The organism is Xanthomonas hyacinthi, assembly GCF_009769165.1.
GTDB classification, from domain to species: domain Bacteria; phylum Pseudomonadota; class Gammaproteobacteria; order Xanthomonadales; family Xanthomonadaceae; genus Xanthomonas_A; species Xanthomonas_A hyacinthi.
Genome location: NZ_CP043476.1, coordinates 561,464 through 578,155, shown reverse-complemented (window position 1 = coordinate 578,155; position 16,692 = coordinate 561,464). Strand labels below are relative to the sequence as shown.

17 protein-coding genes and 1 tRNA gene are annotated in these 16,692 nt (G+C 68.7%); 17 read left to right on the top strand and 1 reads right to left on the bottom strand.

Features of this window, described 5'->3' with window-relative positions; translation table 11 throughout:
• Positions 1-87 precede the first annotated feature (87 nt).
• The 6 genes from trpB (at position 88) to FZ025_RS02605 (ending at position 5,898) form a co-directional block, all read left to right on the top strand.
• Entirely contained in the window at positions 88-1,305 is a 1,218-nt protein-coding gene (gene trpB / locus FZ025_RS02630; RefSeq protein ID WP_046981604.1) for a tryptophan synthase subunit beta, read from the top strand.
• Complete coding sequence (locus tag FZ025_RS02625) at positions 1,302-1,457, top strand: hypothetical protein (protein ID WP_158185517.1); 156 nt, start codon at positions 1,302-1,304, stop codon at positions 1,455-1,457. Before trpB ends, FZ025_RS02625 begins: the two co-directional genes overlap by 4 nt.
• Positions 1,454-2,269 carry a tryptophan synthase subunit alpha gene (trpA, locus tag FZ025_RS02620; protein ID WP_046981603.1) on the top strand — a complete coding sequence of 272 codons (816 nt, stop codon included), beginning with the start codon at positions 1,454-1,456 and terminating at the stop codon, positions 2,267-2,269. Before FZ025_RS02625 ends, trpA begins: the two co-directional genes overlap by 4 nt.
• A gap of 164 nt (positions 2,270-2,433) precedes the next feature.
• The gene (gene accD, locus FZ025_RS02615) at positions 2,434-3,324 is read left to right on the top strand and encodes an acetyl-CoA carboxylase, carboxyltransferase subunit beta (protein ID WP_046981602.1); all 891 of its coding nucleotides are present in this window, start codon (positions 2,434-2,436) and stop codon (positions 3,322-3,324) included.
• 142 nt (positions 3,325-3,466) lie between these two features.
• Entirely contained in the window at positions 3,467-4,816 is a 1,350-nt protein-coding gene (glmM, locus tag FZ025_RS02610; protein WP_046981601.1) for a phosphoglucosamine mutase, read from the top strand.
• A 113-nt stretch (positions 4,817-4,929) separates the two neighbouring features.
• Positions 4,930-5,898: an isopenicillin N synthase family dioxygenase gene (locus FZ025_RS02605; protein ID WP_046981600.1), complete on the top strand. Its 969-nt coding sequence runs from the start codon at positions 4,930-4,932 to the stop codon at positions 5,896-5,898.
• 116 nt (positions 5,899-6,014) lie between these two features.
• Here FZ025_RS02605 and FZ025_RS02600 read toward each other — a convergent pair whose 3' ends face one another.
• A complete protein-coding gene (locus tag FZ025_RS02600; protein WP_104558671.1) occupies positions 6,015-6,815 on the bottom strand; it encodes an SDR family NAD(P)-dependent oxidoreductase in 801 nt (266 codons plus the stop codon).
• 182 nt (positions 6,816-6,997) lie between these two features.
• Between FZ025_RS02600 and tpiA the strand changes: the two genes are divergently transcribed.
• The 11 genes from tpiA to nuoH all read left to right on the top strand — a co-directional run bounded on the left by tpiA (position 6,998) and on the right by nuoH (position 16,690).
• On the top strand, positions 6,998-7,750 hold the full coding sequence (gene tpiA, locus FZ025_RS02595; protein WP_104558670.1) for a triose-phosphate isomerase: 753 nt from the start codon (positions 6,998-7,000) through the stop codon (positions 7,748-7,750).
• A 65-nt stretch (positions 7,751-7,815) separates the two neighbouring features.
• Complete coding sequence (gene secG, locus FZ025_RS02590) at positions 7,816-8,250, top strand: preprotein translocase subunit SecG (protein WP_046980148.1); 435 nt, start codon at positions 7,816-7,818, stop codon at positions 8,248-8,250.
• A gap of 48 nt (positions 8,251-8,298) precedes the next feature.
• Positions 8,299-8,383 (top strand) — tRNA-Leu (locus FZ025_RS02585).
• Between the two features lie 107 nt (positions 8,384-8,490).
• Positions 8,491-8,847 (top strand): NADH-quinone oxidoreductase subunit A, encoded by a 357-nt coding sequence (locus FZ025_RS02580; RefSeq protein WP_046980149.1) that lies wholly within the window; start codon positions 8,491-8,493, stop codon positions 8,845-8,847.
• Complete coding sequence (locus FZ025_RS02575) at positions 8,838-9,392, top strand: NuoB/complex I 20 kDa subunit family protein (protein ID WP_003467428.1); 555 nt, start codon at positions 8,838-8,840, stop codon at positions 9,390-9,392. The genes FZ025_RS02580 and FZ025_RS02575 overlap by 10 nt, the downstream gene beginning before the upstream one ends.
• A gap of 34 nt (positions 9,393-9,426) precedes the next feature.
• Positions 9,427-10,176, top strand: a complete 750-nt coding sequence (locus FZ025_RS02570; RefSeq protein ID WP_104558669.1) for an NADH-quinone oxidoreductase subunit C — start codon at positions 9,427-9,429, stop codon at positions 10,174-10,176.
• Positions 10,173-11,480 carry an NADH-quinone oxidoreductase subunit D gene (locus tag FZ025_RS02565; protein WP_046980151.1) on the top strand — a complete coding sequence of 436 codons (1,308 nt, stop codon included), beginning with the start codon at positions 10,173-10,175 and terminating at the stop codon, positions 11,478-11,480. Before FZ025_RS02570 ends, FZ025_RS02565 begins: the two co-directional genes overlap by 4 nt.
• Positions 11,477-12,004, top strand: a complete 528-nt coding sequence (nuoE, locus tag FZ025_RS02560; protein WP_046980152.1) for an NADH-quinone oxidoreductase subunit NuoE — start codon at positions 11,477-11,479, stop codon at positions 12,002-12,004. Before FZ025_RS02565 ends, nuoE begins: the two co-directional genes overlap by 4 nt.
• Before the next feature lie 5 nt (positions 12,005-12,009).
• Positions 12,010-13,353: an NADH-quinone oxidoreductase subunit NuoF gene (gene nuoF, locus FZ025_RS02555; RefSeq protein WP_046980153.1), complete on the top strand. Its 1,344-nt coding sequence runs from the start codon at positions 12,010-12,012 to the stop codon at positions 13,351-13,353.
• Entirely contained in the window at positions 13,350-15,602 is a 2,253-nt protein-coding gene (nuoG, locus tag FZ025_RS02550) for an NADH-quinone oxidoreductase subunit NuoG (protein WP_046980154.1), read from the top strand. Before nuoF ends, nuoG begins: the two co-directional genes overlap by 4 nt.
• The gene (nuoH, locus tag FZ025_RS02545) at positions 15,599-16,690 is read left to right on the top strand and encodes an NADH-quinone oxidoreductase subunit NuoH (protein ID WP_046980155.1); all 1,092 of its coding nucleotides are present in this window, start codon (positions 15,599-15,601) and stop codon (positions 16,688-16,690) included. The genes nuoG and nuoH overlap by 4 nt, the downstream gene beginning before the upstream one ends.
• The last annotated feature ends 2 nt before the right edge of the window (positions 16,691-16,692 follow it).

Here is a 16,692-nt window from a genome sequence, read left to right as displayed (position 1 = left end):
TCCTGACGGATATGCGCAGACTTTATCGGTTTTTGTCGGGCGACGCGTGCGCTAAAGTGCAGGCCTGTCCTACTTGCCGTGATCGCCATGTCCTCCGTCCCCATCAGCGACTTCCACGCCTATCCCGACGCCAACGGCCACTTCGGCCGCTACGGCGGCCGCTTCGTCGCCGAGACCCTGATCGGGCCGCTGCAGGAGCTGGCCGCGGCCTACGACGCCGCGCGCCAGGACCCGGCCTTCATCGCCGAGTACGACAAGGACCTGAAGCACTACGTCGGCCGGCCCAGCCCGATCTACCACGCCGAGCGGCTCAGCCGCGAAGTCGGCGGCGCGCAGATCCTGCTCAAGCGCGAGGACCTGAACCACACCGGCGCGCACAAGATCAACAACACCATCGGCCAGGCGCTGCTGGCCAGCCGCATGGGCAAGACCCGCATCATCGCCGAGACCGGCGCCGGCCAGCACGGCGTGGCCAGCGCCACCGTGGCCGCGCGGCTGGGCCTGGAATGCGTGGTGTACATGGGCGCCACCGACATCGAACGGCAGAAGATCAACGTCTACCGGATGCAGCTGCTGGGCGCCAGGGTGGTGCCGGTGAGCTCCGGCTCGGCCACGCTCAAGGACGCGCTGAACGAGGCGATGCGCGACTGGGTGACCAACGTGCGCGACACCTTCTACATCATCGGCACCGTCGCCGGCCCGGATCCGTATCCGCGCATGGTGCGCGACTTCAACGCCATCGTCGGCCGCGAGGCGCGCGCGCAGATGCTCGAGGACTACGGCCGCCTGCCGGACGCGATCAGCGCCTGCGTCGGCGGCGGCAGCAACGCCATCGGCCTGTTCCACGCCTTCCTCAACGATCCGGGGGTGAAGATCTACGGCGCCGAAGCCGCCGGCGACGGCATCGCCACGGGCCGCCACGCCGCCTCCATCGCCGCCGGCCGCCCTGGCGTGCTGCACGGCAACCGCACCTACGTGATCTGCGACGACGATGGCCAGATCATCGAGACCCATTCGGTGTCCGCCGGCCTGGACTACCCGGGCGTCGGCCCCGAGCACGCGTTCCTGTCCGACAGCGGCCGCGCGGTCTACCAGGGCATCACCGACGACGAAGCGCTGGCCGCGTTCCACCTGCTGGCGCATGCCGAGGGCATCCTCGCCGCGCTGGAATCCAGCCATGCGGTGGCGCAGTCGATCAAGCTGGCGCGCGAGCTGCCCAGGGACGCGCTGGTGCTGTGCAACCTGTCCGGCCGCGGCGACAAGGACGTGCACACCATCGCCGCGCGCGAAGGGATGGTGCTGTGAGCGAACGTGGTGGCGACGGCAAAGATCTTTATCTGACTTGGCGCGACCCGCAACACGGGCTCGCGGTCCGCTACGAAACCGGAGAAGGCAACGTGACAGCGATGTACTGGGGAAGCTGGGACGCCGTGCAACTGGCGGAGGGCTGCGCATGAGCCGCGCCGCGAACCGCATCGCCGCACGTTTCGACGCGCTGCGCCAGGCCGGGCGCAAGGCGCTGATCCCGTTCGTCACCGCCGGCGATCCGTCGCTGCAGGCGACGGTGCCGGCAATGCATGCGCTGGTCGAGGCCGGCGCCGACGTGATCGAGCTCGGCGTGCCGTTCTCCGACCCGATGGCCGACGGTCCCACCATCCAGCGCAGCTCCGAGCGTGCGCTGGCGCGCGGCGCCGGCCTGGCCTACGTGCTGGAGACGGTCAGCGCGTTCCGCCGCGACGACGCGGCCACGCCGGTGGTGCTGATGGGCTACCTCAATCCGGTCGAGATCCACGGCACCGCGCGCTTCGCCGAGGAGGCGGTGGCGGCCGGCGTGGACGGCGTGCTGCTGGTCGACCTGCCGCCGGAAGAGTCGGCCGAAACCCTGGCGATCTTCGCTGCGGCCGGCCTGGACCTGATCGTGCTGGCCTCGCCGACCACCAGCGACGCCCGCATCGGCGTGTTGTGCGATGCGGCGCGCGGCTACCTGTACTACGTCAGCTTCGCTGGCGTCACCGGTGCCGACCACCTCGACACCCGCGCCGCCGGCGACCGCCTGCGCCAGCTGCGCGCGCGTTCGACCGTGCCGGTGGTGGCGGGCTTCGGGATCAAGGACGCCGCCAGCGCCAAGGCCATGGCGGTGGATGCCGACGGGGTGGTGGTCGGCAGCGCGCTGGTCGCGGCGCTGGCCGAGGCCGCGACCGTGCAGGCGGTGCGCGCGCGCGCGCTGGCCTTCCTGGCGCCGCTGCGGCAGGCGCTGGACCAGGCCTGAGGGCCCGTATCCGTCGGCGATTGAACCCCGGCACATTGCTGCAGTGCGGCGATGCGCTTGGCGCTGCGGCCGGTTCGGCCGCATTGCGGCGCGATTTCCGGCGGCGCGCTAGACTGTCGCCCCTTGGCGGCCTGGTGGGCCGCGCGACTGGATCGTCATTCCGCATGAGTTGGCTCAGCAAATTGATGCCCTCCGGCATCCGCACCGATAGCACGCCCAGCAAGAAGCGCAGCGTTCCCGAAGGCCTGTGGGAGAAATGTCCCAACTGCAGCGCCGTGCTGTACCGGCCGGAGCTGGAGGAGAACCTGGAGGTGTGCCCGAAGTGCGGCCACCACATGGCGATCCGCGCGCGCGCGCGGCTGGCGGCGCTGTTCGATCCGGATACCACGCCGACCGAGATCGGCGCGCGCCTGGGGCCGACCGACGCGCTGAAGTTCAAGGACCAGAAGAAATACAGCGAACGCATCAAGATCTCGCAGAAGAGCACCGGCGAGTACGACGCGCTGATCGCGATGCAGGGCCTGCTCAAGGCGCAGCCGCTGGTCGCCGCGGCATTCGATTTCGCCTTCATGGGCGGCTCGATGGGCTCGGTGGTCGGCGAGCGCTTCGCGCTGGCCGCGGAGACCGCGCTGCAGATCGGCGCGCCGTTCGTGTGCTTCTCCGCCAGCGGCGGCGCGCGCATGCAGGAAGGCCTGTTCTCGCTGATGCAGATGGCCAAGACCTCGGCCGCGCTCGGGCGCCTGCGCGAGGCCGGCCTGGCGTACGTGTCGGTGCTGACCCATCCGACCACCGGCGGCGTCTCGGCCAGCTTCGCCATGCTCGGCGACATCAACATCGCCGAGCCGCACGCGCTGATCGGCTTCGCCGGTCCGCGGGTGATCGAGCAGACCGTGCGCGAGACCCTGCCGGAAGGCTTCCAGCGTTCGGAGTTCCTGCTCGAGCACGGCGCCATCGACCAGATCTGCGACCGCCGCGAACTGCGCGACCGCCTGTCCGAACTGCTGGCGATGATGATGCGCCAGCCGGCCCCGGCGAAGACCGAGGTGGTGGCATGAAGGCCGGGAATCGGGAAATGGGAATCGGGAATCGTGGTCCCGTGCGCGTGATGCATTGCGCGGCAAGCACGCCTCGCGCGCGATCCCTGGACGTCTCCGGCTTTGCCCCATTCCCCATTCCCGATTCCCGATTCCCAGCCGTATGAGCACGCGCAAATACTTCGGCACCGACGGCATCCGCGGCCGGGTCGGGCAGGGCGCCATTTCTGCCGATTTCGTGATGCGCCTGGGCAATGCGCTGGGCCGCGTGCTCGGCGCCGGCGCCGCCGGCACTGCGCGGCCGACGGTGGTGATCGGCAAGGACACGCGCATCTCCGGCTACATGTTCGAATCGGCGCTGGAGGCCGGGCTGGTCGCCGCCGGGGCCGACGTGCAGCTGCTCGGGCCGATGCCGACCCCGGCGGTGGCGTTCCTGACCCGCACGCTCGGCGCCGACGCCGGCATCGTGATCAGCGCCTCGCACAATCCGCACTACGACAACGGCATCAAGTTCTTCTCCGCCGAAGGCGAGAAGCTCGACGACGCCACCGAGAGCGCGATCGAAGCGGCGCTCGACGCGCCGTTCGCCACGGTGGACTCCGAGCGCCTGGGCAAGGCGATGCGCGCGCGCGATGCGATCGGCCGCTACATCGAGTTCTGCAAGGCCAGCGTGCCGCGCGGCTTCGACCTGCGCGGGCTGAAAGTGGTGCTGGACTGCGCGCACGGCGCGACCTACCACATCGCGCCGCTGCTGTTCCGCGAACTGGGCGCCGAGGTGATCGCGATCGGCGCCGCGCCGGACGGGCTCAACATCAACGCCGGGGTCGGCTCGATGCATATCGACAACCTCGCCAGCAACGTGCGCCGCCATGGCGCGCAGCTGGGCATCGCCTTCGACGGCGACGGCGACCGCGTGCTGATGGCCGACGACCAGGGCAACCCGGTCGACGGCGACGACCTGCTGTACGTGCTGGCCTGCGGCTGGCAGGCCAGTGGCCGCCTGCGCGGGCCGGTGGTCGGCACGCTGATGACCAACTACGGACTGGAACAGGCCCTGGCCGCGCTGCAGTTGCCGTTCCTGCGGGTCAAGGTCGGCGACCGCTACGTGCACCAGGCGCTGGTCGAGCACGGCGGCGTGCTCGGCGGCGAGACCTCCGGGCACATGCTGTGCCTGGACCGCGCCACCACCGGCGACGCCATCGTCAGCGCGCTGCAGGTGCTGGAGGTGCTCAAGCGCTCGCGGCAGAGCCTGCGCCAGGCGCTGCAGGGCCTGCGCAAGGTGCCGCAGCAGACCGTCAACGTGCGTCTGCAGCAAGGCGCGCGCCCGGCCGAGGCGGCCAGCGTGCAGGCCGCCCTGGCCGCGGCGCAGGCGGCGGTGCAGGGCCGCGGGCGCGCGTTCCTGCGTCCGTCCGGCACCGAGCCGGTGCTGCGGGTCACGGTCGAGGCCGACGACGCCGCGCTGATGCAGGACACGTTGGAAAAACTCGCCGAGGCGGTCCGTGACGCGGCGTGAGTCGCTCGCCATCGGCATCGTGGTGGTCCTCGCCAAGGCGGCCACCTTCTACCTGCTGTACCGCCTGCTGATCTGATCGCGGTTTTTCTCCCTTCACCACTACGGTTCCCGCCATGACTGCGCGCATCCCGACCCTGGACATCACCCGCTTCAGCAATCCCGTCAGTGCGGGCGACCGCGACGCCTTCATCGCCGAACTGGGCGCGGCCTACCGCGAGTGGGGTTTCGCCGGCATCCGCAACCACGGCATCGCGCAGGCGCAGATCGACGCGGCCTACGGCGTGTTCAAGGCGTTCTTCGCGCTGCCCGAGGAGGTCAAGCGCAAATACCACGTGCCGGGCAGCGGCGGCGCGCGCGGCTATACCGCGTTCGGCGTGGAGACCGCCAAGGACTCCAAGCACTTCGACCTGAAGGAGTTCTGGCATATCGGCCGCGAGATCGCCGACGATTCCAAGTACCGCGGGGTGATGCCGCCGAACCTGTGGCCGAGCGAAGTGGCGGGCTTTCGCGAGCACGGCTACGGCCTGTACCAGGCGCTGGACCATCTCGGCGCGCGCGTGCTGGCGGCGCTGGCGCTGCATATCGGCCTGCCCGAGCACTACTTCGCCGACAAGACCGATGCGGGCAATTCGATCCTGCGCCCGATCCACTATCCGCCGATCGCCGCCGACGCCGCTTCAGACGAGCAACGCCCCAACGTGCGCGCCGGCGCGCACGAGGACATCAACCTGATCACCCTGCTGGTCGGCGCCAGCGCCGCCGGCCTGGAAGTGAAATCGAAGCAGGGCGAGTGGGTGCCGTTCACGTCCGACGCCGACACCATCGTGGTCAACATCGGCGACATGCTGCAGCGGCTGACCAACCACGTGTATCCCTCGACCACGCACCGCGTGGTCAACCCGCCGGGCGAGCAGGCGCGGCAGCCGCGCTACTCGGTGCCGTTCTTCCTGCACCCGAATCCGGATTTCGTCATCGACGTGCTGCCCTCGTGCGTCAGCGCCGACCACCCCAGCCGCTATCCCGAGCCGATCACCGCGCAAGGGTATCTGGAGGAGCGGTTGCGCGAGATAAAGTTGATTTGAGGCTGGGAATCGGGAATCGGGAATCGTAAAAGCGGGTTTCCGTGGCCGGCCTTGTTTCAGGTCTTCGGAACCCTGCGCGCTCTCCATTCCCGATTCCCGATGCCCCATTCCCGGCTTCAATCCAACGGCCTGATCCGCTGCGAGCCGCGCCGCATCACGCTCAGCAGCAGCGCGTTCGGCAGCAACGCGACCAGGGCCAACAGCGCGCGGTAGAACGCGCCCGGGACCACCCGCACATGGCCGCGCTCGGCGCCGTCGATGCCGGCGCGGGCCACTGCGGCGGTCTGCAGCCAGGCCCAGCGCGGCAGCTTGTCCATCTGCGCGCGGGTGCCGGTTACGTCGTGGAATTCGGACCAGGTGAAACCCGGGCACAGCGCGCAGACGTTCACGCCGCGGTCGGCGTTCTCCAGCGCCAGCGATTCGCTGAAGCGCAGCATGAAGCTCTTCGCCGCCGCGTACAGGGTCTGCCCGTCGGCGCCGGGCACCAGCGCGGCGAACGAGGCGACGTTGAGGATGCGGCCGTGGCCGCTGGCGCGCAGCGCCGGCAGCAGGCGCCAGCTCAGTTCGCAGACCGCGCCGATCATCACCTGCAGGAACGCGGCATGCGTGGCCCAGTCGCGGTCGGGAAAACGCCCCGGCACGCCGTAGCCGGCGTTGTTGACCAGGATCCGCACCGCCAGGCCGCGCCGTTCCAGTTCGGCCACCAGCGCGGCCGGCGCGGCCGGGTCGGCCAGGTCGGCGACCACGATCTGCACCGGCACCTGCGCGCGCAGTTCCTCGGCCAGTGCCTGCAGTAGCGCCTCGCGCCGCGCGCTGAGGATCAGCGGCACGCCGCGGCGGGCGTATTCGCGGGCGATCTCGCGGCCGATGCCGCTGGAGGCGCCGGTGATCAGGGCATGGCCGGAAATTTGGGGCATGGCGGTCTCGCAGGGGCGGCAGTGCGCGGGGCAGGGCAGGGGCAGGGGCGGCAAGGCAAGGCAAGGCGGGGCGGGGCGGGGCGGGGCGGGGCGGGGCAAGGCGGGGCAAGGCGGGGCGGCGGTGCCGGGTCCTCACCGCGCATCGGCTATCCTTTAGGCACTTTTCGCCGGAGAACGCGCCGATGCGACGCAAGATCGTAGCCGGAAACTGGAAGCTGCACGGCAACCGCCAGTTCGCCACCGCGCTGGTGCAGGAGGTGGCCGCGGGCCTGCCCGACGGCGTGGAGGTGGTGATCCTGCCGCCGCTGCCGTACCTGGGCGACCTGATCGAGGATTTCGAGGGCCATGCGCTGCGCTTCGGCGCGCAGGACGTGAGCAGCAACGAGAAGGGCGCCTACACCGGCGAGGTGTCGGCGGCGATGCTGGTCGATGTCGGCGCCCAGTACGGCCTGGTCGGGCATTCGGAGCGGCGCCAGTACCATGCCGAGAGCAGCGAGCTGGTCGCGCGCAAGTTCGCCGCGGCGCTGCATGCCGGGCTGATCCCGATCCTGTGCGTGGGCGAGACCCTGCAGCAGCGCGAGGCCGGACAGACTGAATCGGTCATCGCCGCGCAGCTGGCGCCGGTGCTGGCGCTGGTCGGCGCGCAGGGCTTCGCCAAGGCCGTGGCCGCCTACGAGCCGGTCTGGGCGATCGGCACAGGACGTACCGCCAGTCCGGCCCAGGCGCAGGCGGTGCACGCCTTCATCCGTGGCGAAGTCGCCGCCCACGATGCTAGAATTGCAGATGCGCTGCCGCTTCTGTATGGGGGCAGCGTCAAGCCCGACAACGCCGTCGAACTGTTCGCGCAGGCGGATGTCGATGGCGGGCTGGTCGGCGGCGCTTCGCTGGTCGCCGAGGACTTCCTGGCCATCGCGCGCGCGATGGCCGCCCGTTAACCGAACGGTCGCCGCACTGGCGGCCGCTCGCTACTTCAAGTCGTACTGTCTGGACGAATTTCGAAATGCTGATGGTCATCCTCAATGTGGTCTACGTGCTGGTGGCGATCGCGATGATCGCGCTGATCCTGATGCAGCGCGGTTCCGGCGCGGCGGCGGGTTCGGGGTTCGGCGCGGGCGCGTCCGGCACCGTGTTCGGATCGCGCGGCGCGTCCAACTTCCTGTCCAAGTCGACCAAGTGGCTGGCGGTGGTGTTCTTCGGCATCAGTCTGTTCATGGCCTGGTACGCCGGGCATAGCGCGCGCCCGGCGGCCGACGCCAACCTCGGCGTGATGTCGCAGGCCGCGGCCCCGGCGCCGGCCGCACCGGCCGGCGAGCTGCAGATCCCGCAGGCGCCGGCGTCGAGCGCGCCGGCCGCCGCACCCGCCGTTGCGCCGCCCGCGCAGCAGGCGCCGGAAAATGCACAACAAAAGTCGCCTACCCCATCGCAGAAAGACTGAAGACGGTTACAATATGGTGCGCGGCGGGATGCCGCGCGCGATACGCAAGCCCAGGTGGCGGAATTGGTAGACGCACTACCTTGAGGTGGTAGCGACTTAGGTCGTAGGGGTTCGAGTCCCCTCTTGGGCACCATTGGTTTGGCTACGGTTTCCAGGCAGGAACGTCATGTCCTTGCCGGAAGATCGTCTATCCCATGCCTGCGCGGCACGCGCGCGGGCACAGGCAAGAGAGAATTGCGAGTGCTGGCCGAATATTTGCCGACCCTGCTGTTTCTGATCGTGGCCACCGCAATCGGCGTCGCGCTGATGCTGGTGGGGCGGTTCCTCGGTCCCCGGCGTCCCGACGCGAAGAAGCTCTCGCCCTACGAGTGCGGCTTCGAGGCCTTCGAAGACGCGCGCATGAAGTTCGACGTGCGCTACTACCTGATCGCGATCCAGTTCATCGTCTTCGATCTGGAAATCGTCTTCATCGTGCCGTGGACGCAAGTGTTCATGGACCTGGGCGCCCGCTCCCTGGTCACCATGGGCCTGTTCGTCGGCATGCTGTTCCTCGGTTTTATCTACGTGTGGAAGAAGGGAGCGCTCGAATGGGAGTGATTCAGACCCTGGATCGGCTGATGACCAACCCGATCCCGGAAGGGCGGGTCGACGACATCCTGCGTCCCGAAGGCGAGAACCCGTTGCTCGAGAAGGGCTACGTGACCACCAGTGTCGATGCGCTGCTGAACTGGGCGCGCACCGGCTCGATGTGGCCGATGACCTTCGGCCTGGCCTGCTGCGCGGTGGAGATGATGCACGCTGGCGCCGCGCGCCTGGACCTGGACCGCTACGGCGTGGTGTTCCGCCCGTCGCCGCGCCAGTCCGACGTGATGATCGTTGCCGGCACCCTGGTCAACAAGATGGCCCCGGCGCTGCGCAAGGTCTACGACCAGATGCCCGACCCGAAGTGGGTGATCTCGATGGGCAGCTGCGCCAACGGCGGCGGCTACTACCATTACTCGTACTCGGTGGTGCGCGGCTGCGACCGCATCGTGCCGGTGGACATCTACGTCCCGGGCTGCCCGCCGACCGCCGAAGCGCTGGTCTACGGCATCTTGCAGCTGCAGAAGAAGATCTGGCGAACCCAGACCATCGCGCGCTGATCCCTCTTACTTCTTAAAAGCACGCCAAGCCCCCATGGCAGAGCAAGCATCTTCCTTTAGCGACCGACTCGGCGCCCGTTTTCCCGGCAGTCAGATGTTCGTGGTCCTCCCGCGTGGCGAAGTCACCCTGGAAGTGCCGGCCGACGCCTGGCACGCGACCTGTCTGGCGCTGCGCGACGAGTTCGGTTTCGAGCAATTGTCCGACCTGTGCGGGGTGGACTACCTGGGCTACGGCAGCGACGAGTGGGATACCGCCGATGTGTCGTCGCAGGGCTTCAGTCGCGGCGTCGAAGGCAAGGGCATGGGCCGTTTCGGCTGGGGCGAATTCCCCAGCGGCGAGGCCGCTGGCGAGATCCAGCCGCTGCCGGTGCCGCAGCAGCGCTACGCGGTGCTCGCGCAGCTGATCTCCTACCGCCACAACCAGCGCCTGCGCGTGCGTTGCTACGCGCCGAACGAAGACCTGCCGGTGGTGGCCTCGGTCACCGACATCTGGGCGGGCGCGAACTGGTTCGAGCGCGAGGCGTTCGACCTGTTCGGCGTGGTCTTCGCCGGCCACCCGGACCTGCGCCGCATCCTCACCGACTACGGCTTCGTCGGCCATCCGTTCCGCAAGGACTTCCCGCTGATCGGCAACGTCGAAGTGCGCTACGACGAAGCCAGGCAGCGCGTGATCTACGAGCCGGTGACCTCGGTCGAGCCGCGCGTCGGCGTGCCGCGCGTGATCCGCGACGATGCGCGCTACCAGACCGCCGCGGGCGAAGCACGCAAGGAGCCCGCCAAGTGAGCGAGTATCAGCAGGCGCACGCCGCCTTCGCCAGCAATCCTGCCGAAGCCAGGCAGGAGATCCGCAACTACACCATGAACTTCGGCCCGCAGCATCCGGCCGCGCATGGCGTGCTGCGCCTGATCCTGGAAATGGACGGCGAAACCGTGGTCCGCGCCGATCCGCATATCGGCCTGCTGCACCGCGGCACCGAGAAGCTGGCCGAGTCCAAGCCGTTCAACCATTCGATCGGCTACATGGACCGTCTCGACTACGTGTCGATGATGTGCAACGAGCACGCCTACGTGCGCGCGATCGAGACCCTGATGGGGATCGAGGCGCCGGAGCGCGCGCAGTACATCCGCACCATGTTCGACGAGATCACCCGCATCCTGAACCACCTGATGTGGGTCGGCTCCAACGGCCTGGACCTGGGCGCGATGGCGGTGATGCTGTACGCGTTTCGCGAGCGCGAAGAGCTGATGGACTGCTACGAGGCGGTTTCCGGCGCGCGCATGCACGCGACCTACTACCGGCCCGGCGGCGTCTACCGCGATCTGCCGGACCGCATGCCCAAGTACCAGGAATCGCGCTGGCACAAGGGCGCCGCGCTGAAGCGGCTCAACGCTGCGCGCGAAGGCTCGATGCTCGACTTCCTGGAAGACTTCACCAGCAGCTTCCCGGGCCGGGTCGACGAGTACGAGACCCTGCTCACCGACAACCGCATCTGGAAGCAGCGCACCGTCGGCATCGGCGTGATCACGCCGGAGCAGGCCTATGCCTGGAGCATGACCGGCGCGATGCTGCGCGGCTCGGGCATCGAATGGGACCTGCGCAAGAAGCAGCCCTACGCCAAGTACGACGCGGTGGATTTCGACATCCCGGTCGGCACCAACGGCGACTGCTACGACCGCTACCTGGTGCGCGTGGCCGAGATGCGCGAATCCAACCGCATCATCCAGCAGTGCGTGAAGTGGCTGCGGGCCAATCCTGGCCCGGTGATGGTCGAGAACTTCAAGGTCGCCCCGCCCAAGCGCGCGGAGATGAAGGACGACATGGAAGCGCTGATCCATCACTTCAAGCTGTTCAGCGAAGGCTATTGCGTGCCGGCCGGCGAGACCTATTGCGCGGTCGAGGCGCCGAAGGGCGAGTTCGGCTGCTACCTGGCCTCCGACGGCGCCAACAAGCCGTTCCGCGTGCATCTGCGCGCGCCCGGCTTCGCCCATCTGTCCTCGATGGACGCGATCGTGCGCGGGCACATGCTGGCCGACGTGGTGGCGATGATTGGTACCTATGATCTGGTGTTTGGTGAGGTCGACCGATGAAGGCGACAGGTAATTTCGAAGCGGCGCGCGACGTCGATCCGATGCTGGTGCTGAGCGAGAAGACGCGCGCGCACATCGATCACTGGCTGGCCAAGTTCCCGCCGGACCGCAAGCGGTCGGCGGTGCTGCAGGGCCTGCATGCCGCGCAGGAGCAGAACCAGGGCTGGCTGACCGACGAGCTGATCGCCGGCGTGGCCAAGTACCTGGAGCTGCCGCCGGTGTGGGCCTACGAGGTCGCCAGCTTCTACTCGATGTTCGAGACCGAGAAGGTCGGCCGCAACAACGTCGCCTTCTGCACCAACATCAGCTGCTGGCTCAACGGCGCCGAAGACCTGGTCGCACATGCGGAAAAGAGGCTCGGCTGCAAGCTGGGCCAGTCCACCGCCGACGGCCGCGTCTACCTCAAGCGCGAAGAAGAATGCCTGGCCGGCTGCGCCGGCGCGCCGATGATGGTGATCAACGGCCATTATCACGAGCAGTTGACCAAGGACAAGGTCGACGCGCTGCTGGACGGGTTGGAGTAACGGCAATGGCACAGCATCCCCACGCTCCCACCGGCCCGGTCGGTCCGGCCCCGCAGCCGCACCAGGTGGTACTGACCACGCTGCACTACGACACCCCGTGGTCGTACGAGAGCTACCTGAAGAGCGGTGGCTACGCCGCGCTGCGCAAGATCCTCGAAGAGAAGATCGCGCCGGAGCAGGTGGTCGAGATGGTCAAGCAGTCGAACCTGCGCGGCCGCGGCGGCGCCGGCTTCCCGACCGGCCTGAAGTGGTCGTTCATGCCCAAGGGCGCGCCGCAGAAATACATCCTGTGCAACTCGGACGAGTCCGAGCCGGGCACCTGCAAGGACCGCGACATCCTGCGCTACAACCCGCATTCGGTGGTGGAGGGCATGGCCATCGCCTGCTACGCCACCGGCAGCACGGTGGGCTACAACTACCTGCGCGGCGAGTTCCACCACGAGCCGTTCGAGCACTTCGAACAGGCCCTGGCGGACGCCTATTCCAACGGCTGGCTGGGCAAGAACGTGCTCGGCAGCGGCGTGGACATCGACATCTACGGCGCGCTGGGCGCCGGCGCCTACATCTGCGGCGAAGAGACCGCGTTGATGGAATCGCTGGAAGGCAAGAAGGGCCAGCCGCGCTACAAGCCGCCGTTTCCGGCCAATTTCGGCCTGTACGGCAAGCCGTCGACGATCAACAACACCGAGACCTACGCTTCGGTGCCGGCGATCATCCGCAACGGCCCGGAATGGTTCCTGGGCCTGAGCAGGACCAAGAACGGCGGGCCGAAGATCTTCTCGGTCTCCGGCTGCGTGCAGAAGGGCGGCAACTTCGAGGTGCCGCTGGGCACCACCTTCGACGAGCTGCTGGACATGGCCGGCGGGTTGAAGCCGGGCCGCACGCTGAAAGGGGCGATCCCGGGCGGCGTGTCGATGCCGGTGCTCAAGGCCGAGCAGCTCAAGGGCCTGCAGATGGACTACGACACCCTGCGCGCGCTGGGCACCGGCCTGGGCTCGGGCGCCATCGTGGTGCTCGACGACAGCGTGTGCTGCGTCAAGTTCGCCTGCCGCATCTCGCAGTTCTTCCACAAGGAGTCCTGCGGCCAGTGCACCCCGTGCCGCGAGGGCACCGGCTGGATGCACCGCGTGCTCGAGCGCATCGTCGCCGGCAAGGCCACGATGCAGGACCTGCAACAGTTGAAGACGGTGGCCGGCCAGATCGAAGGCCACACCATCTGCGCGTTCGGTGAAGCGGCGGCATGGCCCATCCAGGGCTTCCTGCGCCAGTTCTGGGACGAATTCGAGTACTACATCGTCAACGGTCATTCGATGGTTGACGGCAAGAAGGTGGAGGCAGCCGCCGCATGAGCGCGCAACCCAACAATCCTGGCGCGACCCCGGCCGTGGTGCCGGAGGGACACGTCACCGTCGAGATCGACGGCCAGTCCCTGGTCGTGCCGAAGGGCTCGATGATCATCCAGGCCGCCGACAAGGCCGGGATTCCGATCCCGCGCTTCTGCTACCACGAAAAGCTGCCGATCGCGGCCAACTGCCGCATGTGCCTGGTCGACGTGGAGAAGTCGCCAAAGCCGTCGCCTGCGTGCGCGACGCCGGTGATGGACGGCATGAAGGTCGCCACGCGCAGCGAGAAGGCGCTGAAGTACCAGCGCAGCGTGATGGAATTCCTGCTGATCAACCACCCGCTGGATTGCCCGATCTGCGATCAGGGCGGCGAGTGCGAGCTGCAGGACGTGTCGCTGGGCTACGGCCGTTCGGTCAGCCGCTTCAACGAGCGCAAGCGCGTGGTGGCGGACGAGGACATCGGTCCGCTGGTCGCCACCGAGATGACCCGCTGCATCCAGTGCACGCGCTGCGTGCGCTTCACCGCGGACATCGCCGGCACCTATGAGCTGGGCGGCATGTACCGCGGCGAGAACCTGCAGATCGGCACCTACGACGGCAAGCCGCTGACCACCGAGCTGTCGGGCAACGTCATCGACGTGTGCCCGGTCGGCGCGCTGACCAACAAGGTGTTCCAGTTCCGCGCGCGTCCGTGGGAGCTGACCGCGCGCGAATCGCTCGGCTACCACGACGCGATGGGCTCGAACCTGTTCCTGCACGTGCGCCGCGGCGAAGTGCTGCGCACCGTGCCGCGCGACAACGAGGCGGTCAACGAGTGCTGGCTGTCCGACCGCGACCGCTATTCGCACCAGGGCCTGTACGCCGCCGACCGCGCCACGCGGCCGCTGCGCAAGATCGATGGCCAGTGGCAGGAAGTGTCCTGGGCCGATGGCCTGGCCGCCGCCGCGCAGATCCTCGGCGACAACCGCGGCGATGCGCTGGGCGTGCTCGCGCACCCGGCCACCTCCAACGAGGAAGGCGCCTTGCTGGCGCGCCTGGCCGATGGCCTGGGCAGCGGCAACCTGGACCACCGCATCGGCAATCGCGATTTCTCCGATGCCGCCGTGGCCGAGCCGTTCGCGGTGCCGCTGGCGCAGATCGAACAGGCCGACGTGATCGTGCTGCTGGGCAGCAACCTGCGCCACGAGCTGCCGCTGCTGCACGCGCGCATCCGCAAGGCGCGGATGCAGCGCCAGGCGCGGGTGTATTCGATCAATCCGGTCGATTTCGATTTCGCCTTCGACCAGGCCGGCAAGCAGATCGTGGCGCCGTCCGGCTTCGCCGCCGCGCTCGCCGATGCGGCGCTGCGCGAGGCCGTGCAGGGCGCCGCCGGGCGTGCGGTGCTGATCGTCGGCGCGCTGGTCGAGACCCATCCGCAGGCCGCCGCGCTGCGCGCCGCCGCGCGCGATTTCGCCGCCGCCACCGGTGCGGCGCTGTGCCGCGTGCCGCAGGGCGCCAATGCGGTCGGCCTGGCCAGGCTGGGCGTGCTGCCGCGCGCGCGCGATGTGGCCGGCATGTTCGCCGAGCCGCGCAGCGCCTACCTGCTGTACGGCATCGAGCCGGGCCTGGACTTCGCCGACGCCGGCGCCGCGCGCGCCGCGCTGGGCGCGGCCAAGGTGGTGGCGTTCAGCCAGTTTGCCTGCGCCTCCACCCGCGACGTCGCCGATGTGATCCTGCCGATCGGCGCGCTGCCCGAGATCGACGCGACGCTGACCAATCTGGACGGCGTCGAGCAGCTGGCGCGCGCCGCCGGCAAGCTGCCCGACCAGGCCCGCGAAGGCTGGCGGGTGCTGCGTGCGCTCGGCGGCGAGCTGCAGTTGGCCGGCTTCGACTTCACCGACCTGGCCGGCCTGCGTGCCGGCGTGCAGCCGCGCAGCGTGAGCCTGCACGGTTCGGCGCAGCGCGCGGCCGCGGGCGAGGGCATCGAAGTGGCGGCGACGCCGGCGATCTACCGCACCGATGCGGTGGTGCGCCGTGCGCCAGCACTGCAGGCGCATCCGCTCAACGACGCGCCGGCGATCCGCCTGCATCCCGCGCACGCCGCGCAACTGGGCGTGGCCGCCGGGCAGGTGGTCAAGGTCGGCAATGCCGTCGGCAACGCGACGCTGCCGGTGGTGCTGGATCCGCGCGTCGCGGCGGGGGTGGCCTGGATCGAGTCCGGCCATGGAGCGACGGCGCCGATCGGTGCCGGCCGGGTAACGGTGGTGGCTGCATGAACGAGATGCTGTTGAACGTGGTCGATCCGCTGCACCAGTGGTTCGTCGGCCTGGGCGCGGTCGGCGTGGTCCTGTGGATCGTGCTGAAGATCCTGCTGATCGCGGTGCCGGTGATCGTCGCGGTGGCGTTCTACGTGGTCTGGGAGCGCAAGCTGATCGGCTGGATGCACATCCGCCACGGGCCGATGTACGTGGGCATGGGCATCTTCCAGGCCTTCGCCGACGTGTTCAAGCTGCTGTTCAAGGAGATCATCCAGCCCAGCAGTTCGCACAAGGCGATGTTCGTGATCGCGCCGCTGATCACCCTGGCGCCGGCGTTCGCGGCCTGGGCGGTGGTGCCGTTCGACGCCAGGCTGGTGCTGTCCAACGCCAACGCCGGCCTGCTGTACCTGCTGGCGATGACCTCGCTGGGCGTGTACGGCATCATCCTGGCCGGCTGGGCCTCCAACTCCAAGTACGCGTTCCTGGGCGCGATGCGCTCGGCCGCGCAGGTGGTCAGCTACGAGATCGCGATGGGCTTCGCCCTGATCGGGGTCATGATCGCCGCCGGCAGCCTCAACCTGAGCACGATCGTGGCCGCGCAGGCCGGCAACTCCGGCTTCTTCGACTGGTTCCTGGTGCCGCTGTTCCCGCTGTTCATCGTGTACTGGGTGTCCGGCGTGGCCGAGACCAACCGCGCGCCGTTCGACGTGGTCGAGGGCGAGTCGGAAATCGTCGCCGGGCACATGGTCGAGTATTCGGGCGGCGCGTTCGCGCTGTTCTTCCTGGCCGAATACGCCAACATGATCCTGGTCAGCTTCCTGGTCTCGATCTTCTTCCTGGGCGGCTGGCTGAGCCCGATCCAGGGCTGGGTCACGGCGGACATCTCGCCGTGGGTCGACTGGATCTGGACCGGCGGCTGGCCGTGGCTGCTGCTGAAGGTGTTGTTCTTCGCCAGCGCCTACATCTGGTTCCGCGCCAGCTTCCCGCGCTACCGCTACGACCAGATCATGCGCCTGGGCTGGAAGGTGTTCATCCCGCTGACGATCGTGTGGATCGCGGTGACGGCATTGATGGTGTTCTACGGCGTGATCCACAAGGGCGTGTAAGC